This window comes from Stenotrophomonas sp. 85239_Sma (assembly GCF_056481725.1).
Genome location: NZ_CM151163.1, coordinates 3456690 through 3480964, shown reverse-complemented (window position 1 = coordinate 3480964; position 24275 = coordinate 3456690). Strand labels below are relative to the sequence as shown.

Genomic DNA, 24275 nt, shown 5'->3' with positions numbered 1-24275 from the left:
GATGAGGCTCCTCGCGATCCGCGCGAAGTTATGGAATAGCAGCTATTCACGAGCCAGCACTTCTCCAAGCGCTATTGATCCGTTCAAGGCAGGTGGTGATTGCAGACTTTGCATGCCCGAGCAGTGTGTAGGAGCCTTTGAAATCCGCGAGAGCGTTGCCGTGCTCGAAGCAGCTAGCAGCAGCCACCCGACGATCTGTTTGTTCATCTACTGCCTCAAACTCCAAACTAGCTCCCCCAGTTGTCACTGGTCCAACAAGCAACGTCGTTAGGGTGTTGACTGCTCTATTGGGCGTCTCAATGGTCGTAATTGCCACACGCACACGTATGCGGCCTGACGATGCGGGAGCTTCGGACTTACACCTTGCGGAAAGCGATGATGGCCGCCGCCAAGTGGTTGAGCGCAAGGAAGCTGCGCTCAAGCTTCTCGTAGCGCACCAGCAGTTTGCGGAAACGGTTGAACCAACTGTGGCACACCTCGACCACCCAGCGCCTCGCCTTCTGCTTGGGATTGAGCCGCTTGGCCTCGGCCTCCTTGCGTCGGCCAACGACGTGAGGAATATAGCCATGCCTTTGCATTGTGCGCAGGTGCTCAGCACCTCGGTAGCCCGCATCGGCACACAGATGCTTGTGCCGTCTGCACGGTGGACTCTTTCGCTTGACCACAACTGCGCCGAGCACGGCATCCAATCCTTTGCAGTCATGGACGTTGGCCCCGGTCACGACGAGCGACAGCGGGACGCCACGGCCGTCCACCAACAGGTGCCGCTTGCTTCCTTTTTTTTCCCCGGTCCGTGGGATTGCGCCCTACAGCCTCCTGCGCCAGAGGCGCCTTCATCATTGCGCCATCGATGCTTTGCCAGCGCCAAGCGATACCCTGCATGTCATCGTACTCTGCCAGCCCGGCTCTCCAGACCGATTCGAAAAAGCCGGCCTTCTCCCATTCGAGAAAGCGCTTGTGAACGGCACTGGCGCTACCAAAGCGCTCCACAGGTAACGCCTTCCACTGGCAGCCCGTGCGCAAAACATACACGATGGCCTCGAACACCAGGCGCGCCGGCTTCGCCGGGCGACCGGCTCCAGGCTTGCGCACATACTGTTTGCCCGCTACAAGAGCGCGTTGCGGTACCAGTGGTTCCACGCGCTGCCAGAGCGCATCCGTTACCACCCAGGAATCAACTCGCTTGCCCATCATGCGTCTCCAACACCGTGTCCAATACGGCTCGGAGTGACATTCTAACTATTTACGGATAAGCTCTTAGTTGGCTCGTTCGATCGATTAGTGGGGGCCGCGAAAGCTTCACGCCTGAAGTCCATGGTGCATTAGCGACCCGCGCCTACGAAGCCACCTTCATGGCCGGCCAGCCGGCGCTGGCCCCGATGCGCTTCAGCGCACTGAATTTCTGCGGCCAACCGTGGGAGCCGCAGCAGGCGGAGTACGACGGCGGCACCACGCTCACGCTCTGGCACCACGACCTCTACTACGGCAACCGCGTCGGCGCGCGCTTCTCGTTTGCCGACCAGTACATGGGACTGGTCGGTCAGCCGTCGCGCGAGTAACCGGTGCGAATAACCGCCGAGAGTACACCCCGATCAAAGCCAGGCCAGACCAGCAGGCGCTGCTCAGCTGAACCCGCCGCGCATCAAAACCGCCACCTCACCGGCGAATAGAGGCGGTTCCTGACCAGCGTTCACACGGCTGAGGAGAAGTCTGCAAAATACTGTGTATTTGCGCAGTATTCATGCCAGCCACCGCCAAACCCAAGCGCTACAACCCCCGCCACCCCGAACGCACTCTGCTCTACCAAACCGTGGCCGAGCACTACGAGAGCTGGCTGGAGCTGGCTTGCGAGGGTCAATTTGAGGGCCAGGGCGACCACCACAGCCCCAGGCCCTACGTGCGCAAAGCGTTCGAGAAATATCTGGAGTGCGGCATCTTCGCCCACGGCTTTGCCCGCGCCCGCTGCGACGACTGCGGACACGACTTCCTGGTCGCCTTCTCGTGCAAAGGCAGGGGTGTCTGCCCCTCATGCAACACCCGGCGCATGGCTGAGACGGCGGCACACCTCACCGACCATGTGTTTCCCCGCCTGCCGGTGCGCCAGTGGGTGCTGTCGGTGCCCAAACGGCTGCGGTACTACATGCAGCGAGAGGGCCCGGTGCTGGGCATGGTGCTGCGCATCTTCCTACGCGTCATCGCGCAAACGCTGCAAGCCAACAGCCCTGGTGCGGCCAATGTGGACAAGGCAGCACTGCACATAGGCGCAGTCGCCTTCATCCACCGCTTTGGCTCCAGTCTGAACGAGCATGTGCACTTCCATGTCTGCGCAGTCGATGGCGTGTTTGAGGAAGTGGCGGGCGAGGAGGGCGATGCTGCTGATGCAGCTTCTCAAAGCTCACCATCGCGCATCATCTTCCACCCCGCCACCGGCGTGACTGCGGATGCCGTGGGTCAGGTGCAGGCCAGCTTACGCAAACGCATCCTGCGCGCCTTTGTCGGACGGGGCCTGCTGGAGAGTTTCGAGGCCCAAGAGATGCTGGGCTACAAGCACAGCGGGTTTTCGGCGGACACCAGCGTGTGCATAGCGGCGCACGACCGCGCCGGGCTGGAGCGGCTGCTGCGCTACTGCGCCCGCCCGCCGTTTGCCATGGAGCGGCTGCGCAAAGCGGGCAGCGAGCTGGTCTACCGCTGCGCCAAGCAGCACAGCGAGCCCGGCAGCCTGCCTCACAACAAGCGCGGCGTAAAGGCCGATGAGATCACCCTCACCCCGCTGGAGCTGATTGAACGTATCGCCAAGCTGGTGCCCCCGCCGCGCACGCACCGCCACCGCTACTTTGGCGTGCTGGCACCGAACTCACCCTTGAGGCCTGCCGTCACGGCGCTGGCGCGTGATGCAGCGGTGAAACCGGCGCAGGTGCAAGCCGAGCCAGCCAGCACGGCTGCAGGCGAGGGCGCACTTGGGGTAAGAAGCCCACTGCCAACCCAGACCGAGCCCGCCCAGCCGGTGCCACCCAAGCGCCCGGCGCACTATTTGTGGGCGGTGCTGATGGCCCGTATCTACGAGGTGTTCCCGCTGCTGTGCCCCATCTGCGGCGGGCAAATGCACATCATCGCCTTCATCACACACAGTGCCGATATCCGCCAAATACTGGAGCACATCGGGGTGGAGACGGAGCCGCCGCACATCACCCCGGCACGCGGGCCGCCACTGTGGGACGAGTGCGACGCGCAAGCCGCAGAGGGCGTGGAGCCAGCCCCAGACTGGGATGAAGCGACCCAACCGGCCCCGGACTTCGAGGTCGATCAGCGCGTCAGTTGGTAGGGTGGCAACAGCGGTTAACAGTGGTTTTGCCAACGTTGCGAGGCAGCGCTGCGCCTGTCACCGCCAAAAACGGGTCATACCGAAAAATCTCGGGCAACTGGCTTTGAGAAATCAACCCAGCAGTCCCCTGTGTGCATGCCTGAGACGCCCCAAACGTGTGCTATACTTGTGCTCATGCGGTTGGATTTCCTATCCCCTTGAGCGACTGCTCAAGGATACTTGAGCGGTCGCTCAATAGTAGCGCCTATTACTCCTTTGGTGCACCCATGCCATCCGTAACGCCACACATCCTGATCGAAGAAAGCAAGAAAATCGGCCAGCAATCCGCCAGCCAAACCCTCAAGGCAATCGCCAAGGCCTATCCCGGCAAGCTGTTCTGCACGCTGTCACTGGTCGCGCTGGAGAACGCATTGCTGCTGGCCTATCCCCTGTTTGCCGGTTTTGCGGTGGACTCGATCCTGCGCGGCGATGCCGGCAGTGCGTTGTTCTATGCGGCGGTGGTGATGGCTTTCTGGGTAGTCGGTGCCGCACGCCGGGCCCTGGATACCCGCACCTTCACCCGGATCTACGCCGATCTTGCCGTACCGGTGATTCTCAATCAGCGCCTGCAAAATCACAGCACGTCAAAGGCCGCCGCGCGGGTGGTACTGGCGCGGGACTTTGTCGATTTCTTCGAAAAACATGTGCCCATTATTGCAACGGCCTTGGTGTCCATCGTCGGTGCAGCCGTGATGCTATTGGTGATTGAACCTTGGGTTGGCCTGGCCTGCTTTGCCGCGCTGGCGATATGCATCACCCTGCTGCCGCGCTTTGCCCGCCGTAACGAGCAACTGCACGAACGGTTGAACAACCGCCTGGAGAAGGAGATCGGCCTGGTAGAGAAAGTCGGCGCCCAAACCCTGCGACGCCATTATCAACTGCTGTCGCGCCTGCGGATCTGGCTGTCGGACCGCGAGGCCGCTGCCTACCTGTTCTTCGGCGCGTTGGCCGCGCTGCTGTTCATCGTCGCGATCAGCCAACTGGCCTTGTCACCGGCGGTCAAGGCCGGCCATATCTATGCAGTGATGACCTATCTGTGGACCTTTGTCAGCAGCCTCGACGAAGCGCCAGGGATGGTTGATCAACTGGCGCGGCTCAAGGACATCGGCAAACGGGTGGACCCGGGGCTGGGGGACTGATCAGCCTTAGCGGAACCGATCCACTTCCTGGCGCAACCCTGCCGCCAGGGTCTCCAGTTCCTTGGCGGTAACGGCCAGGTTCGACACCACTTCACGCTGCTCGCTATTGGCCAGGGCGATGCTCTGCAGGTTGCTGCTGAGCAGGGTTGCGGTGCTGCTCTGCTCCTGGGTGGCGGTGGTGATCGCGGCAAACTGCTGGCCGGCCGAGCGGCTTTGTTCGTCAATGCGTGCCAGGGCCGACGCGACGTCGGCATTGCGCGACAGGCCTTCCTGCATCAGCACATTACCCTGCTCCATGGTGCTGATGGCATTGCCTGCTCGATTAGTGGGGGCCGCGAAAGCTTCACGCCTGAAGTCCATGGTGCATTAGCGACCCGCGCCTACGAAGCCACCTTCATGGCCGGCCAGCCGGCGCTGGCCCCGATGCGCTTCAGCGCACTGAATTTCTGCGGCCAACCGTGGGAGCCGCAGCAGGCGGAGTACGACGGCGGCACCACGCTCACGCTCTGGCACCACGACCTCTACTACGGCAACCGCGTCGGCGCGCGCTTCTCGTTTGCCGACCAGTACATGGGACTGGTCGGTCAGCCGTCGCGCGAGTAACCGGTGCGAATAACCGCCGAGAGTACACCCCGATCAAAGCCAGGCCAGACCAGCAGGCGCTGCTCAGCTGAACCCGCCGCGCATCAAAACCGCCACCTCACCGGCGAATAGAGGCGGTTCCTGACCAGCGTTCACACGGCTGAGGAGAAGTCTGCAAAATACTGTGTATTTGCGCAGTATTCATGCCAGCCACCGCCAAACCCAAGCGCTACAACCCCCGCCACCCCGAACGCACTCTGCTCTACCAAACCGTGGCCGAGCACTACGAGAGCTGGCTGGAGCTGGCTTGCGAGGGTCAATTTGAGGGCCAGGGCGACCACCACAGCCCCAGGCCCTACGTGCGCAAAGCGTTCGAGAAATATCTGGAGTGCGGCATCTTCGCCCACGGCTTTGCCCGCGCCCGCTGCGACGACTGCGGACACGACTTCCTGGTCGCCTTCTCGTGCAAAGGCAGGGGTGTCTGCCCCTCATGCAACACCCGGCGCATGGCTGAGACGGCGGCACACCTCACCGACCATGTGTTTCCCCGCCTGCCGGTGCGCCAGTGGGTGCTGTCGGTGCCCAAACGGCTGCGGTACTACATGCAGCGAGAGGGCCCGGTGCTGGGCATGGTGCTGCGCATCTTCCTACGCGTCATCGCGCAAACGCTGCAAGCCAACAGCCCTGGTGCGGCCAATGTGGACAAGGCAGCACTGCACATAGGCGCAGTCGCCTTCATCCACCGCTTTGGCTCCAGTCTGAACGAGCATGTGCACTTCCATGTCTGCGCAGTCGATGGCGTGTTTGAGGAAGTGGCGGGCGAGGAGGGCGATGCTGCTGATGCAGCTTCTCAAAGCTCACCATCGCGCATCATCTTCCACCCCGCCACCGGCGTGACTGCGGATGCCGTGGGTCAGGTGCAGGCCAGCTTACGCAAACGCATCCTGCGCGCCTTTGTCGGACGGGGCCTGCTGGAGAGTTTCGAGGCCCAAGAGATGCTGGGCTACAAGCACAGCGGGTTTTCGGCGGACACCAGCGTGTGCATAGCGGCGCACGACCGCGCCGGGCTGGAGCGGCTGCTGCGCTACTGCGCCCGCCCGCCGTTTGCCATGGAGCGGCTGCGCAAAGCGGGCAGCGAGCTGGTCTACCGCTGCGCCAAGCAGCACAGCGAGCCCGCGCAGCCTGCCTCACAACAAGCGCGGCGTAAAGGCCGATGAGATCACCCTCACCCCGCTGGAGCTGATTGAACGTATCGCCAAGCTGGTGCCCCCGCCGCGCACGCACCGCCACCGCTACTTTGGCGTGCTGGCACCGAACTCACCCTTGAGGCCTGCCGTCACGGCGCTGGCGCGTGATGCAGCGGTGAAACCGGCGCAGGTGCAAGCCGAGCCAGCCAGCACGGCTGCAGGCGAGGGCGCACTTGGGGTAAGAAGCCCACTGCCAACCCAGACCGAGCCCGCCCAGCCGGTGCCACCCAAGCGCCCGGCGCACTATTTGTGGGCGGTGCTGATGGCCCGTATCTACGAGGTGTTCCCGCTGCTGTGCCCCATCTGCGGCGGGCAAATGCACATCATCGCCTTCATCACACACAGTGCCGATATCCGCCAAATACTGGAGCACATCGGGGTGGAGACGGAGCCGCCGCACATCACCCCGGCACGCGGGCCGCCACTGTGGGACGAGTGCGACGCGCAAGCCGCAGAGGGCGTGGAGCCAGCCCCAGACTGGGATGAAGCGACCCAACCGGCCCCGGACTTCGAGGTCGATCAGCGCGTCAGTTGGTAGGGTGGCAACAGCGGTTAACAGTGGTTTTGCCAACGTTGCGAGGCAGCGCTGCGCCTGTCACCGCCAAAAACGGGTCATACCGAAAAATCTCGGGCAACTGGCTTTGAGAAATCAACCCAGCAGTCCCCTGTGTGCATGCCTGAGACGCCCCAAACGTGTGCTATACTTGTGCTCATGCGGTTGGATTTCCTATCCCCTTGAGCGACTGCTCAAGGATACTTGAGCGGTCGCTCAATAGTAGCGCCTATTACTCCTTTGGTGCACCCATGCCATCCGTAACGCCACACATCCTGATCGAAGAAAGCAAGAAAATCGGCCAGCAATCCGCCAGCCAAACCCTCAAGGCAATCGCCAAGGCCTATCCCGGCAAGCTGTTCTGCACGCTGTCACTGGTCGCGCTGGAGAACGCATTGCTGCTGGCCTATCCCCTGTTTGCCGGTTTTGCGGTGGACTCGATCCTGCGCGGCGATGCCGGCAGTGCGTTGTTCTATGCGGCGGTGGTGATGGCTTTCTGGGTAGTCGGTGCCGCACGCCGGGCCCTGGATACCCGCACCTTCACCCGGATCTACGCCGATCTTGCCGTACCGGTGATTCTCAATCAGCGCCTGCAAAATCACAGCACGTCAAAGGCCGCCGCGCGGGTGGTACTGGCGCGGGACTTTGTCGATTTCTTCGAAAAACATGTGCCCATTATTGCAACGGCCTTGGTGTCCATCGTCGGTGCAGCCGTGATGCTATTGGTGATTGAACCTTGGGTTGGCCTGGCCTGCTTTGCCGCGCTGGCGATATGCATCACCCTGCTGCCGCGCTTTGCCCGCCGTAACGAGCAACTGCACGAACGGTTGAACAACCGCCTGGAGAAGGAGATCGGCCTGGTAGAGAAAGTCGGCGCCCAAACCCTGCGACGCCATTATCAACTGCTGTCGCGCCTGCGGATCTGGCTGTCGGACCGCGAGGCCGCTGCCTACCTGTTCTTCGGCGCGTTGGCCGCGCTGCTGTTCATCGTCGCGATCAGCCAACTGGCCTTGTCACCGGCGGTCAAGGCCGGCCATATCTATGCAGTGATGACCTATCTGTGGACCTTTGTCAGCAGCCTCGACGAAGCGCCAGGGATGGTTGATCAACTGGCGCGGCTCAAGGACATCGGCAAACGGGTGGACCCGGGGCTGGGGGACTGATCAGCCTTAGCGGAACCGATCCACTTCCTGGCGCAACCCTGCCGCCAGGGTCTCCAGTTCCTTGGCGGTAACGGCCAGGTTCGACACCACTTCACGCTGCTCGCTATTGGCCAGGGCGATGCTCTGCAGGTTGCTGCTGAGCAGGGTTGCGGTGCTGCTCTGCTCCTGGGTGGCGGTGGTGATCGCGGCAAACTGCTGGCCGGCCGAGCGGCTTTGTTCGTCAATGCGTGCCAGGGCCGACGCGACGTCGGCATTGCGCGACAGGCCTTCCTGCATCAGCACATTACCCTGCTCCATGGTGCTGATGGCATTGCCTGCTCGATTAGTGGGGGCCGCGAAAGCTTCACGCCTGAAGTCCATGGTGCATTAGCGACCCGCGCCTACGAAGCCACCTTCATGGCCGGCCAGCCGGCGCTGGCCCCGATGCGCTTCAGCGCACTGAATTTCTGCGGCCAACCGTGGGAGCCGCAGCAGGCGGAGTACGACGGCGGCACCACGCTCACGCTCTGGCACCACGACCTCTACTACGGCAACCGCGTCGGCGCGCGCTTCTCGTTTGCCGACCAGTACATGGGACTGGTCGGTCAGCCGTCGCGCGAGTAACCGGTGCGAATAACCGCCGAGAGTACACCCCGATCAAAGCCAGGCCAGACCAGCAGGCGCTGCTCAGCTGAACCCGCCGCGCATCAAAACCGCCACCTCACCGGCGAATAGAGGCGGTTCCTGACCAGCGTTCACACGGCTGAGGAGAAGTCTGCAAAATACTGTGTATTTGCGCAGTATTCATGCCAGCCACCGCCAAACCCAAGCGCTACAACCCCCGCCACCCCGAACGCACTCTGCTCTACCAAACCGTGGCCGAGCACTACGAGAGCTGGCTGGAGCTGGCTTGCGAGGGTCAATTTGAGGGCCAGGGCGACCACCACAGCCCCAGGCCCTACGTGCGCAAAGCGTTCGAGAAATATCTGGAGTGCGGCATCTTCGCCCACGGCTTTGCCCGCGCCCGCTGCGACGACTGCGGACACGACTTCCTGGTCGCCTTCTCGTGCAAAGGCAGGGGTGTCTGCCCCTCATGCAACACCCGGCGCATGGCTGAGACGGCGGCACACCTCACCGACCATGTGTTTCCCCGCCTGCCGGTGCGCCAGTGGGTGCTGTCGGTGCCCAAACGGCTGCGGTACTACATGCAGCGAGAGGGCCCGGTGCTGGGCATGGTGCTGCGCATCTTCCTACGCGTCATCGCGCAAACGCTGCAAGCCAACAGCCCTGGTGCGGCCAATGTGGACAAGGCAGCACTGCACATAGGCGCAGTCGCCTTCATCCACCGCTTTGGCTCCAGTCTGAACGAGCATGTGCACTTCCATGTCTGCGCAGTCGATGGCGTGTTTGAGGAAGTGGCGGGCGAGGAGGGCGATGCTGCTGATGCAGCTTCTCAAAGCTCACCATCGCGCATCATCTTCCACCCCGCCACCGGCGTGACTGCGGATGCCGTGGGTCAGGTGCAGGCCAGCTTACGCAAACGCATCCTGCGCGCCTTTGTCGGACGGGGCCTGCTGGAGAGTTTCGAGGCCCAAGAGATGCTGGGCTACAAGCACAGCGGGTTTTCGGCGGACACCAGCGTGTGCATAGCGGCGCACGACCGCGCCGGGCTGGAGCGGCTGCTGCGCTACTGCGCCCGCCCGCCGTTTGCCATGGAGCGGCTGCGCAAAGCGGGCAGCGAGCTGGTCTACCGCTGCGCCAAGCAGCACAGCGAGCCCGGCAGCCTGCCTCACAACAAGCGCGGCGTAAAGGCCGATGAGATCACCCTCACCCCGCTGGAGCTGATTGAACGTATCGCCAAGCTGGTGCCCCCGCCGCGCACGCACCGCCACCGCTACTTTGGCGTGCTGGCACCGAACTCACCCTTGAGGCCTGCCGTCACGGCGCTGGCGCGTGATGCAGCGGTGAAACCGGCGCAGGTGCAAGCCGAGCCAGCCAGCACGGCTGCAGGCGAGGGCGCACTTGGGGTAAGAAGCCCACTGCCAACCCAGACCGAGCCCGCCCAGCCGGTGCCACCCAAGCGCCCGGCGCACTATTTGTGGGCGGTGCTGATGGCCCGTATCTACGAGGTGTTCCCGCTGCTGTGCCCCATCTGCGGCGGGCAAATGCACATCATCGCCTTCATCACACACAGTGCCGATATCCGCCAAATACTGGAGCACATCGGGGTGGAGACGGAGCCGCCGCACATCACCCCGGCACGCGGGCCGCCACTGTGGGACGAGTGCGACGCGCAAGCCGCAGAGGGCGTGGAGCCAGCCCCAGACTGGGATGAAGCGACCCAACCGGCCCCGGACTTCGAGGTCGATCAGCGCGTCAGTTGGTAGGGTGGCAACAGCGGTTAACAGTGGTTTTGCCAACGTTGCGAGGCAGCGCTGCGCCTGTCACCGCCAAAAACGGGTCATACCGAAAAATCTCGGGCAACTGGCTTTGAGAAATCAACCCAGCAGTCCCCTGTGTGCATGCCTGAGACGCCCCAAACGTGTGCTATACTTGTGCTCATGCGGTTGGATTTCCTATCCCCCCTGCGCTCATGGTCAGTTCACTGGTGAGTAAATACACCGGTTTAGTGTAAGGTCTGGGGTGACGGCTTAGGCTCAATGTGGCCGCTTCTCCCTGGCCCCAGCGGTTATTGGCCTGCCATGTCGCGACCAGTTGATCGCTGCTGGCAAAACGATTCGCGATAGCTTGGGCAATAAACAGATCGCCACCCAGATTATGCCGGATGTCGACGATCAGCCCGTCAGTACCGCTCAGTTCACTGAAGACCTTGTCTAGCATGGCTTCGGCGGCTTGCAGTTGTTCAACTTCAGTCGCCGCTGGGTTTTGCTGAAATTTCGCCATGTTGTTGATCACCAGGATGCCGGCGTTATCCGGGGTGATCCCCCACAACAAGGTTTTTTCATCCCCTTCCGCCGGGAAAGTCCTGAGGCTTTGTGGTGTCAGATAACCGGCAGCGATGTGGCTGGCCGCAGCCAACATTTGTCTGACGACGCTTTCGGTGTCTGGGGCATCGTCTGCCGACAGTTCAGATTGGGCGATTGCTGTGGCGCTACGCAATAGCGGTGCAGGCTTAAATGCGGTAAATGATTTGAAATCACTTTCAAGCGAAATATGCGCGTCTTGCAATGGATCCACCATCTCAGCAAGCACTGCAAACAATGCTTCATCGCTCATTCCATCATGGATCTGCGGTGCATAGCGCTGGTACTGCTGCTGCCAGTTGAGGTTTCGCAGCGTAAAAAAGGCATAATAATCATGAAATGTATGCCAAAAGTACTCAAAAACCTGACTGGGGCTGTTCTGTTGTTGCACCGTTAATGGCGCTGTACAGGCGGCCGGCAGTTCGGCCATTTTGGCAAAACTATCGGCAATAGGCCTGCCTTTTTCGGTCACTGCTAAGAGGGTGCCGTTTTTCAGGCGCAGCGAGTCAATTTGGTTCTGCAGTGCTGTTTGATAGCTATCATCCTGCAGTAGCAGGCAGGCTTTACTGTTGAATTGATAACGCTTAACCCGGTCATTACCGATGGCGATGATTTCACCATAAGCTTTCTTGTGCCAAAGCCCTTGTACCTGATTAAGCTGAGAAACCTGTGTGATCAACAGGTCGGGGCTGGTTTGGTTGCTGTCGTTACATGCCGGCAAACAGATAGTGGCGAGCAGCGTGAAGACGATAGGATGCGAAGATATTGTCATGATGTCGGTGCATTGTTGCGTTGGTTGTCGTGTCGGGCAGTGTAGCCAGCGCAATGTTGGCAAGTCTGTGGTAGAAATGAGCAGGATATGTAACAAAACCCGTGGAATTTATACGAATTAGAGACAAATATGCGGTGTCATTGCCGGGTATACGCGGCATCAACGGCCTGGCGGGGCAGATCTGCCACCCCAGCGGGAGCATGATGCTCCCGCTGATCGGACATTATTGCGGACTTGCTGATTTCTCTTTGGGCGGTAGTTGAATCACTTTCCCTTGCCACATCCTTAGTTGGATGTCGCTCAGCGCCTGCCAGTTCTTCAGCGGATTGTCGTGCAGAACCAACAGATTCGCTTCATGCCCTTCGGCCAAAGCACCAATGGCACGGCCGGGGAATAAAAAACGTGGTGTGTCGCTGACCAACAGCTGCAGCAATTCGGCATTGGAGTAAACGCCCATTTGCTGCAAATAATTGACTTCGGCCAGCACATTGGCATCGAAGCGATCAGAGCCGACCAGTACTTGAACACCTGCTTGTTTCAGCCGCTGCAGGTTGTCGCGCTGCAGCGCTTGGACCGCCGGCAGCTTGTCTTGTTCTTTTTGATAAAACACCGCACTGATGCCCGCCGTTGCGATCACGGCGATCTGTTTTTGCGCCGCCATGGCAATACTGGCATCTGACAACCGGTATAGTGCCGGCGCATAGCCTTGCCACCACTGATAACCCGGCAGGTGGGCGATCAAGTCCACACCAGCCTCCACCGCCAGCGCAAAATCGGCGGCTGATTCAACATGGGCGGTCACCTTTAAGCCTTGCTGGTGTAAAAAGCTGACCAGTGGCCGCACCACCTCAGGTGCTAAGCCATTGAGGCCAAACAATTGTTTATCCGTCCGGCGCTGCGGTTGTTCGGAATGGACCAGGATGATTTTGACCCAGCGGGCTTTGGTGTCTTTAAACAATGGCCACTTTTTTGCGATATCGGCCGGAGTATCCATCACGATATAGGCGCTGTCGTACACTTGTGCCGGCTGCAGATCCGGTTGGCCGGGGGCGGCTTTCACCGCTAACCGCAGCGGGTGACCGTCAGAACTGGAAATACAGGCGCCCACGCTGTCGATACTCATTGGTAACTGAGCCAGTGCCTGCTTTGTGGCCTGATCATTGCCGTGGTTGCCGCACATCATCAGGCCGTACAACACGCCGTCTTGCAAGTAACGCTGGTGAAAATTCTGCACTAACCAAGGGTTTTGCAGATTGTGATTATGCGCCTCAGCAAAAGGCGGTACGACATAACCGCCGTTTAAATCGAGAGTTTGCCGGATTTGCGCTGGCTTATTGCGGGTTAGCTTGCCATCAACCTCATACCAGGTTTGCGCGACAAATTGCCCTTGTTGATACCAAAGACCGTGTTGCAGCTCAGTCGCTGCCTCGGCAACCCATGAAAAAATACCGAAGCCAAACATCCATAATAAACGCATAAAAGTTTCCAGCTAATCAATCCGATGTTGCAACAGCAGCAACAAAAAACAATCCGTACCGATAATATCATATTGTAACCATATGACTCTATTGATGCCCCCCGCGTCAGAATAGATGTCGCCCGCATAGAACTCTGAACCTGGGGGCGATGATGGAAGAACAAGTTGGCCAGATACGGACAAGCATTCAAGGACCGTGCTGTGGCGCGGTTGCTGCCGCCTGAGAGCGCTTCGCTGACAGACGTGGCGCGGGAATTTGGTGTGAGCGTGCAGACGCTGCAGAAGTGGCGCGATGCGGCGTTGTCGCCGCCGGCCGCTGCCCAGGCCTGGACGCCTGCAGCCCGTTTTGAGGCGTTGCTGACGACGGCGGCCATGGATGAACAGCAACGCAATGCCTGGTGCCGCGCCAACGGCGTGTACCCGCAGCAGCTCATCGAGTGGCGCCAGGCGGCCACCGAGGCACTGGGCAGCACAGCCAGCGAGCGCAGCAGCCCGGCCCAAGCCAAGGCCCAGCAGCGCCGCATCAAACAACTCGAGCGCGATCTGCGCCGCAAGGACAAGGCGTTGGCAGAGACCGCGGCATTGCTGGTGCTCTCAAAAAAGCTCGAGGCGGTCTTGCCGGGGGGCGAGGACGCATGATCCCGCTGCAAGACCGCCGACATCTGGTGGAACTGATCGGGCAAGCGCACCGCGATGGCGCCAGTCTGTACAAGGCCTGCGAGACGGCCGGCATCACGCTGCGCACGCTGCAGCGCTGGACAATAGCCGACGGCTCCATCCGCTGTGACGCTCGCCCCCAGGCGCAGCGACCCAGGCCAAGCCATGCGCTCAGCCAAGCCGAGCGCGCCGAGGTGCTGCGCATTGCCAACGAGCCGCGCTTTGCGGACCAGCCGCCTGCGCGCATCGTGCCTGCGCTGGCCGATGAAGGCCGCTATGTGGCCAGCGAATCGACCTTCTACCGCATCCTGCGCGCACAAGGGCAAGCCGCCCATCGCGGCCGCGCCAAGGCGCCGCAGGCGCGACGCGGCCCGAGCACGCATGTGGCCAGTGGCCCGCGCCAGCTCTGGTGCTGGGACATGACCTATCTGCCCGCCCAGATCGCCGGGCGCTGGTTCTACCTGTATCTGATCCTAGACCTCTACAGTCGCAAGATCGTGGGCTGGGAGGTGCACGAGCACGACGACGCCTGCCATGCCGCGCACCTGGTGCGCCGCACGGCGCTGGCCGAGGGCATTGCCACACAGGCGAGCAAGCCCGTGCTGCACGGCGACAACGGCTCCACGCTCAAAGCCACCACGGTGCTGGCCATGCTGCATTGGCTGGGCATCAAGCCCTCGTACTCGCGCCCACGCGTCAGCAACGATAACGCCTTTGTCGAATCGCTGTTTCGCACCGCCAAGTACCGGCCCGAGTTCCCTGCCCGTGGCTTTGCCGTCCTGCACGCCGCTCGCGACTGGGCGGCGCAGTTTGTGCATTGGTACAACCATGAGCATCTGCACGGCGGCATCCGCTACGTGAGCCCGGCAGCGCGGCATGAAGGGCGTGACCAAGCGATCCTGGCGGCCAGGCATCAGGTTTACGAACGTGCCCGCCAGCGCCATCCGTCGCGCTGGAGTCGGCACACGCGCAACTGGCAGCCCATCGGCGCCGTCACGCTCAACCCCGAGCGCGACGCGGTGATCGAAGGCCTCACGCTGCATCACGATACACAACAATTGGCCGCATGACTTGCGCGACAACTATCTTGACACGCACCGGATGATGTTGCATAGTTCACAGCAAAGTTACTTCAGTAACAATGTGGGCAGGCTGCCGCTGTCAACTGTGCTGCCGAAGGTGATGGGGCGGTTGATGTCGTTTTTGCTATCTCGTTTATGTGATGCTGACTAACTTTTACTGCTGCTAAAAATGGTTACTATGCACAAAGTTTAAGCAGATTGAGTGCGAAAATATGAAACTTTTACCGCTGTGTTTGTTGTGTAGCAGCACTTTATTACTGAGTTGCAAAGCGGCTGATGAATCAGTCAGTCCATTGCCGCTCGCCAATACATTGACCTCAGCCCCGCCGGTGACCGTGCTCACCAATGCGGTGATTTATCAGCATCAGGCGGCAGATACGCTGGTGATGAAAGAGGGCCGCATCGCCTTTATCGGCACTGCAGCACAAGCAAAACAGCAATACCCGCAACAGGCAGACTGGCAGGATGTCGGGCAGGCTTTTATTGCGCCCGGTTTTATCGACAACCATAACCATGTGTTTGAAGCAGATGCAGAGATTGGCGGCGATTGTGATTTGTCCGACGCCGCTGGTTACCGTGACTACGAACCGCTGTTATTGCAGTGCCAGCGCACCTTAGCGTTGCAGCCGGGCGAGTGGGTGTTGGGATACGGGCATCAGCTGGCTGAGTTGCTCAAACTCAGTGATGAGACGCCATTAGCGATGTTGGATCGGTTGTATCCGGCTAACCCGGTGATCATCATGGAACAAACCTCCCATTCGATGTGGGCGAACAGCGCGGCATTGGCGCTGGGTGGCATCGACGCCAACACGGCGGATCCGCAAGGTGGCCGTATGCTGCGTGAGGTAGATGGCAGCCTCAGCGGTATTTTGCTCGATAACGCCGGCGATCGTTTGTTTGAACAAGCCTGGCTGGCGCAGCCGGATTTGCAGAGTGCCCACCGGCGCGGACTGCTGCGTGGTTTGCGCCAGTTGGCAGCGAACGGTATTACCACGGTCGGTGATGGCCGCTTGTACTGGCAACGTGGCTGGTTGCAAAGCTGGCAACAACTGGAACGCGACCGACAACTGACCGCGCGGGTCAGCGTACGGCCTTGGGTGTATCCGGCGGATGCTGCCCAACGGCAACTGCAATTTTTCCGCCAGGCTTATCAACCGGACCTGAGCCGGTTGTTAGTGATTAATCAGGTCAAAATCTACAGTGACGGTTTGCTGCAAAATGGCACCGCCCGTTTGCTGAAGCCGTACCGGCACACCATCAATCCTGACTTGCCCACCGGGTTGGATTATATCGGACCGGATCAGCTGCCCTGGTGGCTGCAGCAGCTAAACACGCTGGGGTATGGCGCGCATATTCATGCGATCGGCGATGGCGGCACCCGGCAGGCACTGGATGCCATTGCGCAGGCGCGTCGGCAAGGCTCAACCCGCTTGTACGGCCTGACACACTTAGAGCTGGTCGACGCCGAAGATTTGCCGCGTTTTAAACAACTGCAGGTTGATGCGGATATGCAAATTGGCAATGACGAGGTGTTACATGCCGATCATCAGTGGGCTGAACCCTGGTTGTTGGGTGAAGCGCGGGCCGCCCGTTTAATGCCGGTGGCCGCGCTGCGGCAAGCGGGCGCGAATCTGACACTAAGCAGCGACTGGAATGTGAATGAGCTCAATCCGTTGATCAGCATTGCCAATGCACTGGAGCTGCAGGATGGCGCTTTCAGCGATGTGGCCGGCGCACTGGATGCGTACACCATCAATGCTGCCAAAGCGCTGGGGCTGGCTGCTGAAACCGGTTCGCTGACGGTCGGCAAATCGGCTGATTTAGTGCTGCTCGATCGGGATATCAGCCAGGCGACGCCGGCGCAAATTCGCCGGAGCCGGATTTTGCTGACTGTGTTACAGGGCCGGGTGGTTTATCAACACCCGGACTATTAACCGACGCAGATGGGCTGGCGGTGAGCAGGCAATCAGAGGCTAACGGCTGTTGGTCAGGGTTTGTTGTAACAATGCCAGCCAGCAAGCCGTCAACGGTTGATGCTGGCTGCCAAGCGGCCAGCGTAATTCCAGGCGTCGGCGGATAGTGGAGCGCTCCTGCGCCAGCGGCAAAATTTGTAGCAAGCCTGCGTCGAGATCGGCTTGCACTAACACCAGCGGCAACAAGGCCAGGCTGTCTGTGCGGCACAACACCGCCCGCAGCGTGGGGAAATCGTCCAGCAGGCTAAACTGGCCGCTGTAACCACTTTCATCCAACGTCGCCGGGCTTTCCGCGCTGCAGACCAGTTCGCGGTACGGCGCTAAGTCGGCACTGCTAAAGTGCTGCGTGACACCAGTTGCATCGCCTGCCGCCAGATGCGCGGCGCTGCCAGGTTGCTGCAACAAAGGGTGACCCGTTCTGACCACCATGACTTCATCGTAATAGCCAACCCGGCAATAATCATAACTGCTGCTATGTTGCGTCAGACTTTCATGCACCAGGATCAGGTCAAAACCACCCCCGGCCAACTGGTCTTGTAAGTAGTCTTCGCTGTGGGTCGTTACACGTAACTGCACCTGTGGGTGTAACGCGATAAAGCGGGCTATGGCCGCAGCGAACAGCGGTTGTGGGATATGGCGGGCGACGCCGATATGAAACACCAAGCTGTGTTGTTGTCGCAACGCAGCCGCTGCCGCCTGCAGCCGCGCTGATTGTGCCAGCGTGTGCTGGGCCAACGGCAATAGACTTTGACCGGCGGCGCTCAGTTGCAGGCTATTGCCACTGCGGATAAACAAGCTTTGCGCCAGTTCGATTTCCAGCTCCTGCACCCACAGACTCACCTGAGACTGCCGCTTGCCAAGCACCCGCGCTGCAGCAGAAACGGAACCCAATTCTGCACTGAGGACAAAGGCTTGCAGATAATGCAGCGTCAGGGTATCGCTGGCAGCGCTGGGTTTTTTCATCATCAGATCATCGCATCATGGCAGAGGTGTAGCCGTGGCATCACAACGCCAGCAACTGCGTTTTTAACGACTCGCTCAGCGCGACACTTTGTTTGCCGGCAAAATCATATTGCACCAACACGGCGACACCGCTGGCGCATTTATGGCCGGCTTGCCAGGCTTCCTGCGTCACATCAAATGAGCTGCCGCCAACCCGGCTGACCCAGCTTCGCAGTTCAACTGGTTGGCCGTAAAACAGTTCGGCATGAAATTCGACACTGAATTTTGCCAGGATCAGCCGCCAGTGGGCCGGATCCAAATCGGCGGTAAACAAACGAAACAGCGGGTCGCGGGCGCCTTCAAACCAGCAGGCCAGCACTGTGTTATTGATATGGCCCAGCGCGTCAGTTTCATTAAAGCGGGGATTGATCTGTTCAGTCAGCTTGGTGAAGATTTTACTGAAGTTACGCAAGCTGATTGTTTGTATCTGCATGATATGGCGGTTAGTAGTGACGCCCGTGGGCAGGGGGTTGCGCAACAATTGCTGGCCGCAGCTGAGCAGCAGGCGCGGCAGTGTTCACTTTCAGCTTTAACACTGGTTGCAGTGCAAAATTCAGCTTCTTATTGGCAACAACGAGGTTTTCATCCTGTCACCGCTTTAACGTCGCAAGCCATTCAAAACCTGGCCAGTTATACCGGGCAACAGGCGCAGTATCTGGCTAAAACCTGGTAATTCAGCGCACCACGTTTTTAAGCCGAACGGAAAGACGTATTGATCTACGTGCATGCAGGCTGGGCGTCCGCGCTGGCCGCAGGCGGCATTACATGGGCCGTGGCAACCTACTTGGTGGGCGTCAGCGGGGCGAGCCGCGAACTGACGGAAGGGTTCTCGTCACTCTTTGCTGCCGTGGTCTTGCTGGGTGTGGGCATGTGGATGCACCAGAAGAGCGTTGCTGGCCGCTGGCAGGTCTATCTCAAGGAAAAGCTGTCCTCGGCGCTCAACAAACGCACGGCTTGGTTCTTGTTTTCGCTGGCCTTCGTTGCCGTCTACCGTGAAGTGTTTGAGACGGTGCTGTTCTATGCTGCGCTCTGGACAGAGGGAAATGGCTGGCCCCTGCTGGCAGGCTTGGGCACCGGCATGGGAATCCTGGCCCTGCTTGCAGCCGTGCTGCTGCGCACCAGTGCGCGCCTGCCGATTGGCCAGTTCTTCGCTGCCAGCTCACTGCTGGTGGCCATACTTGCCGTGGTCTTGGCGGGAAAGGGTATTGCGGGACTGCAAGAGGCCGGGTTGTTGCATACCAGCCCGATTGCGATCCCACGCATCGACCTACTAGGCATCTATCCGTCGTGGCAAACACTCTCAGCGCAGTTCGCCGTGTTAGTCATCGTTGTAGTGGCCTTCACGATCAATTTGCGTTCGTCTCGTCAGACGGCAATGCAGCAAAACTAAGAGCTTATCCGTAAATTATGTTGACGCTCAATGGCACCTTGCGGAAAGCGATGATGGCCGCCGCCAAGTGGTTGAGCGCAAGGAAGCTGCGCTCAAGCTTCTCGTAGCGCACCAGCAGTTTGCGGAAACGGTTGAACCAACTGTGGCACACCTCGACCACCCAGCGCCTCGCCTTCTGCTTGGGATTGAGCCGCTTGGCCTCGGCCTCCTTGCGTCGGCCAACGACGTGAGGAATATAGCCATGCCTTTGCATTGTGCGCAGGTGCTCAGCACCTCGGTAGCCCGCATCGGCACACAGATGCTTGTGCCGTCTGCACGGTGGACTCTTTCGCTTGACCACAACTGCGCCGAGCACGGCATCCAATCCTTTGCAGTCATGGACGTTGGCCCCGGTCACGACGAGCGACAGCGGGACGCCACGGCCGTCCACCAACAGGTGCCGCTTGCTTCCTTTTTTTTCCCCGGTCCGTGGGATTGCGCCCTACAGCCTCCTGCGCCAGAGGCGCCTTCATCATTGCGCCATCGATGCTTTGCCAGCGCCAAGCGATACCCTGCATGTCATCGTACTCTGCCAGCCCGGCTCTCCAGACCGATTCGAAAAAGCCGGCCTTCTCCCATTCGAGAAAGCGCTTGTGAACGGCACTGGCGCTACCAAAGCGCTCCACAGGTAACGCCTTCCACTGGCAGCCCGTGCGCAAAACATACACGATGGCCTCGAACACCAGGCGCGCCGGCTTCGCCGGGCGACCGGCTCCAGGCTTGCGCACATACTGTTTGCCCGCTACAAGAGCGCGTTGCGGTACCAGTGGTTCCACGCGCTGCCAGAGCGCATCCGTTACCACCCAGGAATCAACTCGCTTGCCCATCATGCGTCTCCAACACCGTGTCCAATACGGCTCGGAGTGACATTCTAACTATTTACGGATAAGCTCTTAGTTTGGAGATGTCGCAGTTCACTGTTGACGTGATCGAGAAGCTCTCGCACTTGCTCAGCTTCAAGCCCACCTATGCGTCCAGTTGCCGTCACTACCTGAGCATCCTCGACTAATATTTCCCGGTAACGACTGGGTTCAAAGCCTGGCGCCTTGAAGAGCAGAACATTTTCGTACTTCGTTTTTCCCAATACATCGTAATCACCAAGAAACCCTGATCGAGTCATTCCGTTTGAAGCACAGCCAGATAAGGTTGCCGTGAGGCCTGCCAGCAGCACAAAATGGATTAATGAAATAGGGCGTTTCATATATATTTTCATTTATCCCATTTTCAGACAGACGATGCCAGCAACAACCAGCGCAATTCCAACCCAACGTATCAAGGAGGCGGTATCGCCGAACACATACACGCCCACGAAAAACGCGCCCAGCGAACCGATGCCGGTCCAGACCGCATAAGCTGTTCCTATGGGGATCTGTTTAAGAGATAACCATAGGAAAAAGCCGCTGGCTGCCATACAGGCAACTGCAATCGCCGGCCCCACGTAGCGCATCGCTGCATTGGCCGCACCCATCTTGAGGCCTAGTGGCCAACCGATTTCGAACAGGCCGGCAATCAGTAGAACCAACCATGGATTCCATGACAACGGGTTCATATATTTCTCCAAATCTATTCAGTGAAAATTGATTATCAAAGCATCAAAGCATCAAAGAATAGGCAGTAGGCGGTCAATTCGCTCTGCTTCTGATTTCTTCTTAAACTCTCTGATGGCGAGAATCTGTCTCCCCGATCTCTCCGGCCACGAGAGAGATCGGGGGAAGCGTGTGGACAGTTACGCTGAGGGATCAGACCGGTTGCACTGGTTGTTGTACCGCCTCGTGACTCCGTTTGCTGCCCGGCCACTTCATTCCGAACAGCACCTCGTAGAGCAACGGAATCAGGCCAAGCGTCACGAGCGTGCCAAGTGCGAGACCACCGATCATGCCGATGGCCATGCCCTTCCACAGCGGCCCCGCAAACAACATCAGGGGCACGAGACCCGCGATACAGGTCACCTTGGTCATCACGATTGGACGCAGCCGCTGCATCGCAGCTCCCACCAGGGCTTCATGTCGGGCGAGACCTTCCGAGAGGCCGTGTTCAATTTGTTCGAGCAGAAGAACGGCGTTGTTGACGATGATTCCGAACAGCGCAAGCACCCCGAATGTCGCCATGAAGCTGAAAGGAGTGCCTGTTGCCTTCAGTGCAATCACGACCCCAATCAACGTGAAGGGAATCGTTGCGAGAATCACGATCAGCTTGCGGAAGGAGTTGAACTGCCAGATGAATAGCAGCAACATCGCCAGAAGAGCGAACGGCATGTAGTGCGTGAGCGATGCATTCGATTCAGCCGATTCCTCAATTTCTCCACCAAGCTCTATGGCATAGCCTGCAGGTAGTTCAATTGCGGCGATCCGAGGTGCGAGGTGATCCACGATCTCTTGCGCGGTGTATGCGGTGTTCTGCCCCTGAACTGTGACTGTACGAATGAGATTGCGGCGCTGGATCACAGACGGCTCGCTAGCGAGCGTGACATCGGCCACTTGCGCCAGGGAAACCGGCTGGCCACCCGACGCTGGATAGATGGTCGTCGAACCAACGTCCGCAGTGCTGCGCCGATCATTGGACGTCCCGCGCATCACGATTGGCACGCTGGTATCGCCATCTCGGATCACAGAGATCGACTGGCCGATGTAGCGGGTGCCAAGCCAGGCAGCTATGTCGTCGGTGGTGACGCCAGCACGTCGCGCACGATCTTGATCGACCCGAACATCGAGACGGCCGACACGGGTATCCCAGTTGTTCTTGATGTTGGCCGTACCTGGCAGCTCCCGTAGCGCGGACTCAATTTTCGCCGCCGCATTCATCAGCACCTCATGATCCGGCCCACTGACCCGGTAGACGGCTGTGCCGGCTTCGGTAGTGCCTAGCGAGAACCGCTGAGGCTCTGCGCGTACATCTCCATGATGCTGCGCGAAGTAAGCCCGAGTTCGGGCAATCACGACGTCAATGTTGGTGCCTGCCTTGACCGTCACGACAAAGTACGCGATGTTCGATGCTGGCAATGGGGGATTGAGCCCAAGGATGAAGCGCGGCCCACCGTCAGCGACGTAGCCAATGTGATCCGTGATTTCGGGGTTGATTTCTTGATCACCGAGCCAGCCGCTCACTTCCTTCACTTTGGCAAGAGTGAGCCGTGAATCCGTTCCAGGGGCGAGCTGCACCGGTATTTGGAATTGAACTCGGTCGGACTTCGGCAAGAAGTCGTATGGCAGTGTCGTGAATCCGTACAGAGCTACGGCCAATGCACCCGTCATCACACCAACGTAGATCGCCTTGTGGTCAAGCACCCACTCAAGCAACTTGCGATAGCCGCGATAGAAGCGTGTGTTGTAGGTTTGCGCGTCATTCGCCGGTTGATGATGCACTTTGGTGAAGTGGTAGCACAGCAGTGGAGTGACGGTCAGACACAACAGCCAAGATCCGAGTAACGTGAGCGCGAGGACAATGACGAGAGAGCGCAGATACTCACTCGTCGCACTCTGGCCGAAGAAGAACGGGGAGAAGGCGATGACGATAACCAATGAGGACGTCAGCAGCGGCAGTGCGAGGGTACGACCCGCTTCGAGACAAGCCTGTTTGCGGTCTTCACCGGCTGCCAAGCGCCGTTCAATGTCTTCGGCAATCACGATGCCGTTGTCTACCAAGAGCCCCAAAGCGATGATGATGGCTGCCATCGAAACACTTTGCAGCTCGATGTTCAGCGCGCGCATCACGATCAGTGCCCCCAGAATGGTAAGCGGCACGATCATCCCGACGATGAATCCTGTGCGCCATCCCAGGAAAAGGACGACGACGCCGAGCACGATGACAATCGTTTCGATCATCACCTGGTTCATCTTGCCCATTTCACGTTTGACGACGTCTGCCTGGAATGTCACATAGGAGAGCTCGAAACCTGCGGGCAGAAGTTTCTCAAGCTCGGCCACACGGGATTTGAGGGCTACGCCGAATTGCTCCACGTTCTGGCCCGAGGTCATGGACACTGCCATCACTACGGCAGGCTGGCCCTTATAGACTGCAGCAGACTCGGGAGGATCTGCAGGTTGTACCTGCACGCGCGCAAGCTCTCCCAGTGAGATTGAAGGAGCAGGCGAAGCACCGCGCGCACCCTGAGCTTGCGCCATCATGATCGGCAACGCGCGCAGCGAGGCGGCGTCGCGAACCTCTCCACTAACAGCCAGCGAAGCGTTGATGCCACCGATGGCGATTTGCCCGCCTGAAAGCACGACGTTTTGTTTAACGAGTTGATCGATCACCCCTTGTGGGGTCAATCCAAGCTGGGCTAGTTTTGGTCGATCAAATTCGAGATAGACGCGCTCTTCCTGCAAGCCGTAGAAGCTGATGCGATCAACGCCGGGAAGCGCGTATAGGCGATCGCGCATCTCTTTCAACGACACACGCATTTCGCCCATGGAGTAGCCCGGCGCGGTCACCGCAATGGAGGCCACGGCAACACGGCCGAAGTCGTCGTTGACAAATGGCCCCAACGTACCCTGTGGAAGCAGAGGCTGAGCATCGGCAACCTTCGCGCGAACGCGCTGCCATATGGGGGCTAGGTCGGTGTACCGCTCCCAGATCGTGACCTGTATGACGGCCCCGCCCGCGCGAACGGTTGTGGTTACACGCTTGACCTCGGCCAGCTCCCGCAAACGCTCCTCGATCGGACGCGCGATCAACTGCTCAACACGTTCGGCTGGCATTCCAGGGTTCAGAACGGCAACAACCGCATCTCGAATCGTGACCGATGGCTCTTCCTGCGAAGGGAAATTGAGAAACGTGGCAATGCCGGCAACAAGAATGATGACCGCGGCAAGGTAGGTGAGTCTGCTGGCGCGCAGCGCCATTTCTGTGATCTTCATAGCGAAGTCTTCCTGTAGC

The 24275-nt window shown here is 59.6% G+C and carries 23 protein-coding genes and 1 pseudogene; 12 read left to right on the top strand and 12 right to left on the bottom strand.

Annotated elements, in window-relative coordinates:
- Nucleotides 1-46: 46 nt before the first annotated feature.
- Nucleotides 47-316 (bottom strand): hypothetical protein, encoded by a 270-nt coding sequence (locus ACYKG1_RS16265; RefSeq protein ID WP_478470908.1) that lies wholly within the window; start codon nucleotides 314-316, stop codon nucleotides 47-49.
- Nucleotides 317-356: 40 nt separating this feature from the next.
- A protein-coding gene (locus tag ACYKG1_RS16260) for an IS5 family transposase (protein WP_478470907.1) occupies nucleotides 357-1191 on the bottom strand; the annotation gives its coding sequence in 2 pieces (ribosomal slippage) (nucleotides 357-777 and nucleotides 776-1191; 837 coding nt in all).
- A gap of 161 nt (nucleotides 1192-1352) precedes the next feature.
- Here ACYKG1_RS16260 and ACYKG1_RS16255 point away from each other — a divergent pair.
- The 3 genes from ACYKG1_RS16255 to ACYKG1_RS16245 all read left to right on the top strand — a co-directional run bounded on the left by ACYKG1_RS16255 (nucleotide 1353) and on the right by ACYKG1_RS16245 (nucleotide 4500).
- The gene (locus ACYKG1_RS16255) at nucleotides 1353-1559 is read left to right on the top strand and encodes a hypothetical protein (RefSeq protein WP_020205952.1); all 207 of its coding nucleotides are present in this window, start codon (nucleotides 1353-1355) and stop codon (nucleotides 1557-1559) included.
- A gap of 182 nt (nucleotides 1560-1741) precedes the next feature.
- Nucleotides 1742-3322 carry an IS91-like element ISCR22 family transposase gene (locus ACYKG1_RS16250; RefSeq protein ID WP_011798713.1) on the top strand — a complete coding sequence of 527 codons (1581 nt, stop codon included), beginning with the start codon at nucleotides 1742-1744 and terminating at the stop codon, nucleotides 3320-3322.
- Nucleotides 3323-3588: 266 nt separating this feature from the next.
- Nucleotides 3589-4500 (top strand): ABC transporter six-transmembrane domain-containing protein, encoded by a 912-nt coding sequence (locus ACYKG1_RS16245; RefSeq protein WP_478470906.1) that lies wholly within the window; start codon nucleotides 3589-3591, stop codon nucleotides 4498-4500.
- 6 nt (nucleotides 4501-4506) lie between these two features.
- On the opposite strand, the gene ACYKG1_RS16240 is transcribed toward ACYKG1_RS16245, so the two are convergent.
- Nucleotides 4507-4797, bottom strand: coding sequence for a hypothetical protein (locus ACYKG1_RS16240; RefSeq protein ID WP_478470905.1), 291 nt, complete (start codon nucleotides 4795-4797; stop codon nucleotides 4507-4509).
- A gap of 99 nt (nucleotides 4798-4896) precedes the next feature.
- On the opposite strand from ACYKG1_RS16240, the gene ACYKG1_RS16235 reads away from it, so the two are divergent.
- From ACYKG1_RS16235 to ACYKG1_RS16225, 3 genes and pseudogenes are all read left to right on the top strand, one after another.
- Entirely contained in the window at nucleotides 4897-5103 is a 207-nt protein-coding gene (locus ACYKG1_RS16235) for a hypothetical protein (protein ID WP_020205952.1), read from the top strand.
- A gap of 182 nt (nucleotides 5104-5285) precedes the next feature.
- Nucleotides 5286-6867: pseudogene (locus tag ACYKG1_RS16230) on the top strand (IS91-like element ISCR22 family transposase).
- Nucleotides 6868-7133: 266 nt separating this feature from the next.
- Nucleotides 7134-8045 carry an ABC transporter six-transmembrane domain-containing protein gene (locus ACYKG1_RS16225; protein ID WP_478470906.1) on the top strand — a complete coding sequence of 304 codons (912 nt, stop codon included), beginning with the start codon at nucleotides 7134-7136 and terminating at the stop codon, nucleotides 8043-8045.
- A gap of 6 nt (nucleotides 8046-8051) precedes the next feature.
- Here the strand turns inward: ACYKG1_RS16225 and ACYKG1_RS16220 are convergent, their stop codons facing one another.
- Nucleotides 8052-8342, bottom strand: coding sequence for a hypothetical protein (locus ACYKG1_RS16220; protein WP_478470905.1), 291 nt, complete (start codon nucleotides 8340-8342; stop codon nucleotides 8052-8054).
- A 99-nt stretch (nucleotides 8343-8441) separates the two neighbouring features.
- Here ACYKG1_RS16220 and ACYKG1_RS16215 point away from each other — a divergent pair, with 99 nt between their 5' ends.
- Together ACYKG1_RS16215 and ACYKG1_RS16210 are read left to right on the top strand one after the other, a co-directional pair.
- Nucleotides 8442-8648, top strand: coding sequence for a hypothetical protein (locus tag ACYKG1_RS16215; protein WP_020205952.1), 207 nt, complete (start codon nucleotides 8442-8444; stop codon nucleotides 8646-8648).
- A 182-nt stretch (nucleotides 8649-8830) separates the two neighbouring features.
- Nucleotides 8831-10411 (top strand): IS91-like element ISCR22 family transposase, encoded by a 1581-nt coding sequence (locus ACYKG1_RS16210; RefSeq protein ID WP_011798713.1) that lies wholly within the window; start codon nucleotides 8831-8833, stop codon nucleotides 10409-10411.
- A gap of 172 nt (nucleotides 10412-10583) precedes the next feature.
- Here the strand turns inward: ACYKG1_RS16210 and ACYKG1_RS16205 are convergent, their stop codons facing one another.
- Together ACYKG1_RS16205 and ACYKG1_RS16200 are read right to left on the bottom strand one after the other, a co-directional pair.
- A complete protein-coding gene (locus tag ACYKG1_RS16205) occupies nucleotides 10584-11780 on the bottom strand; it encodes a S41 family peptidase (protein ID WP_368035730.1) in 1197 nt (398 codons plus the stop codon).
- Between the two features lie 223 nt (nucleotides 11781-12003).
- Entirely contained in the window at nucleotides 12004-13257 is a 1254-nt protein-coding gene (locus ACYKG1_RS16200) for an amidohydrolase family protein (protein WP_368035729.1), read from the bottom strand.
- Between the two features lie 165 nt (nucleotides 13258-13422).
- On the opposite strand from ACYKG1_RS16200, the gene ACYKG1_RS16195 reads away from it, so the two are divergent.
- Both ACYKG1_RS16195 and ACYKG1_RS16190 read left to right on the top strand, forming a co-directional pair.
- Nucleotides 13423-14984, top strand: a protein-coding gene (locus tag ACYKG1_RS16195; RefSeq protein ID WP_368035728.1) for an IS3 family transposase whose coding sequence is annotated in 2 segments (ribosomal slippage) — nucleotides 13423-13852 and nucleotides 13852-14984 — 1563 coding nt in all. Because the reading frame shifts where the segments join, the coding sequence is not laid out codon by codon here.
- A gap of 224 nt (nucleotides 14985-15208) precedes the next feature.
- Nucleotides 15209-16930, top strand: coding sequence for an amidohydrolase (locus tag ACYKG1_RS16190; RefSeq protein ID WP_368035727.1), 1722 nt, complete (start codon nucleotides 15209-15211; stop codon nucleotides 16928-16930).
- A gap of 39 nt (nucleotides 16931-16969) precedes the next feature.
- Here ACYKG1_RS16190 and ACYKG1_RS16185 read toward each other — a convergent pair whose 3' ends face one another.
- Both ACYKG1_RS16185 and ACYKG1_RS16180 read right to left on the bottom strand, forming a co-directional pair.
- Entirely contained in the window at nucleotides 16970-17932 is a 963-nt protein-coding gene (locus tag ACYKG1_RS16185) for a LysR family transcriptional regulator (RefSeq protein WP_478470904.1), read from the bottom strand.
- Between the two features lie 40 nt (nucleotides 17933-17972).
- Complete coding sequence (locus ACYKG1_RS16180) at nucleotides 17973-18449, bottom strand: acyl-CoA thioesterase (protein WP_478470903.1); 477 nt, start codon at nucleotides 18447-18449, stop codon at nucleotides 17973-17975.
- Between ACYKG1_RS16180 and ACYKG1_RS16175 the strand changes: the two genes are divergently transcribed.
- Entirely contained in the window at nucleotides 18408-18644 is a 237-nt protein-coding gene (locus ACYKG1_RS16175; protein WP_478470902.1) for a GNAT family N-acetyltransferase, read from the top strand. The two genes, ACYKG1_RS16180 and ACYKG1_RS16175, sit on opposite strands and share 42 nt — an antisense overlap.
- 48 nt (nucleotides 18645-18692) lie before the next feature.
- Nucleotides 18693-19361 (top strand): FTR1 family iron permease, encoded by a 669-nt coding sequence (locus ACYKG1_RS16170; protein WP_478472759.1) that lies wholly within the window; start codon nucleotides 18693-18695, stop codon nucleotides 19359-19361.
- Nucleotides 19362-19365: 4 nt separating this feature from the next.
- Here the strand turns inward: ACYKG1_RS16170 and ACYKG1_RS16165 are convergent.
- The 4 genes from ACYKG1_RS16165 to ACYKG1_RS16150 form a co-directional block, all read right to left on the bottom strand.
- Nucleotides 19366-20227 (bottom strand): IS5 family transposase gene (locus ACYKG1_RS16165; protein ID WP_155888429.1). Its coding sequence is split into 2 segments (ribosomal slippage): nucleotides 19366-19813 and nucleotides 19812-20227, totalling 864 coding nucleotides; the frame shifts between segments, so codons are not numbered across the junction.
- Between the two features lie 44 nt (nucleotides 20228-20271).
- Complete coding sequence (locus tag ACYKG1_RS16160; protein ID WP_478470901.1) at nucleotides 20272-20601, bottom strand: DUF3313 domain-containing protein; 330 nt, start codon at nucleotides 20599-20601, stop codon at nucleotides 20272-20274.
- Nucleotides 20602-20613: 12 nt separating this feature from the next.
- The gene (locus ACYKG1_RS16155; protein WP_004883073.1) at nucleotides 20614-20949 is read right to left on the bottom strand and encodes a DMT family transporter; all 336 of its coding nucleotides are present in this window, start codon (nucleotides 20947-20949) and stop codon (nucleotides 20614-20616) included.
- A 190-nt stretch (nucleotides 20950-21139) separates the two neighbouring features.
- A complete protein-coding gene (locus ACYKG1_RS16150) occupies nucleotides 21140-24256 on the bottom strand; it encodes an efflux RND transporter permease subunit (protein ID WP_004883075.1) in 3117 nt (1038 codons plus the stop codon).
- Between the last annotated feature and the right edge of the window lie 19 nt (nucleotides 24257-24275).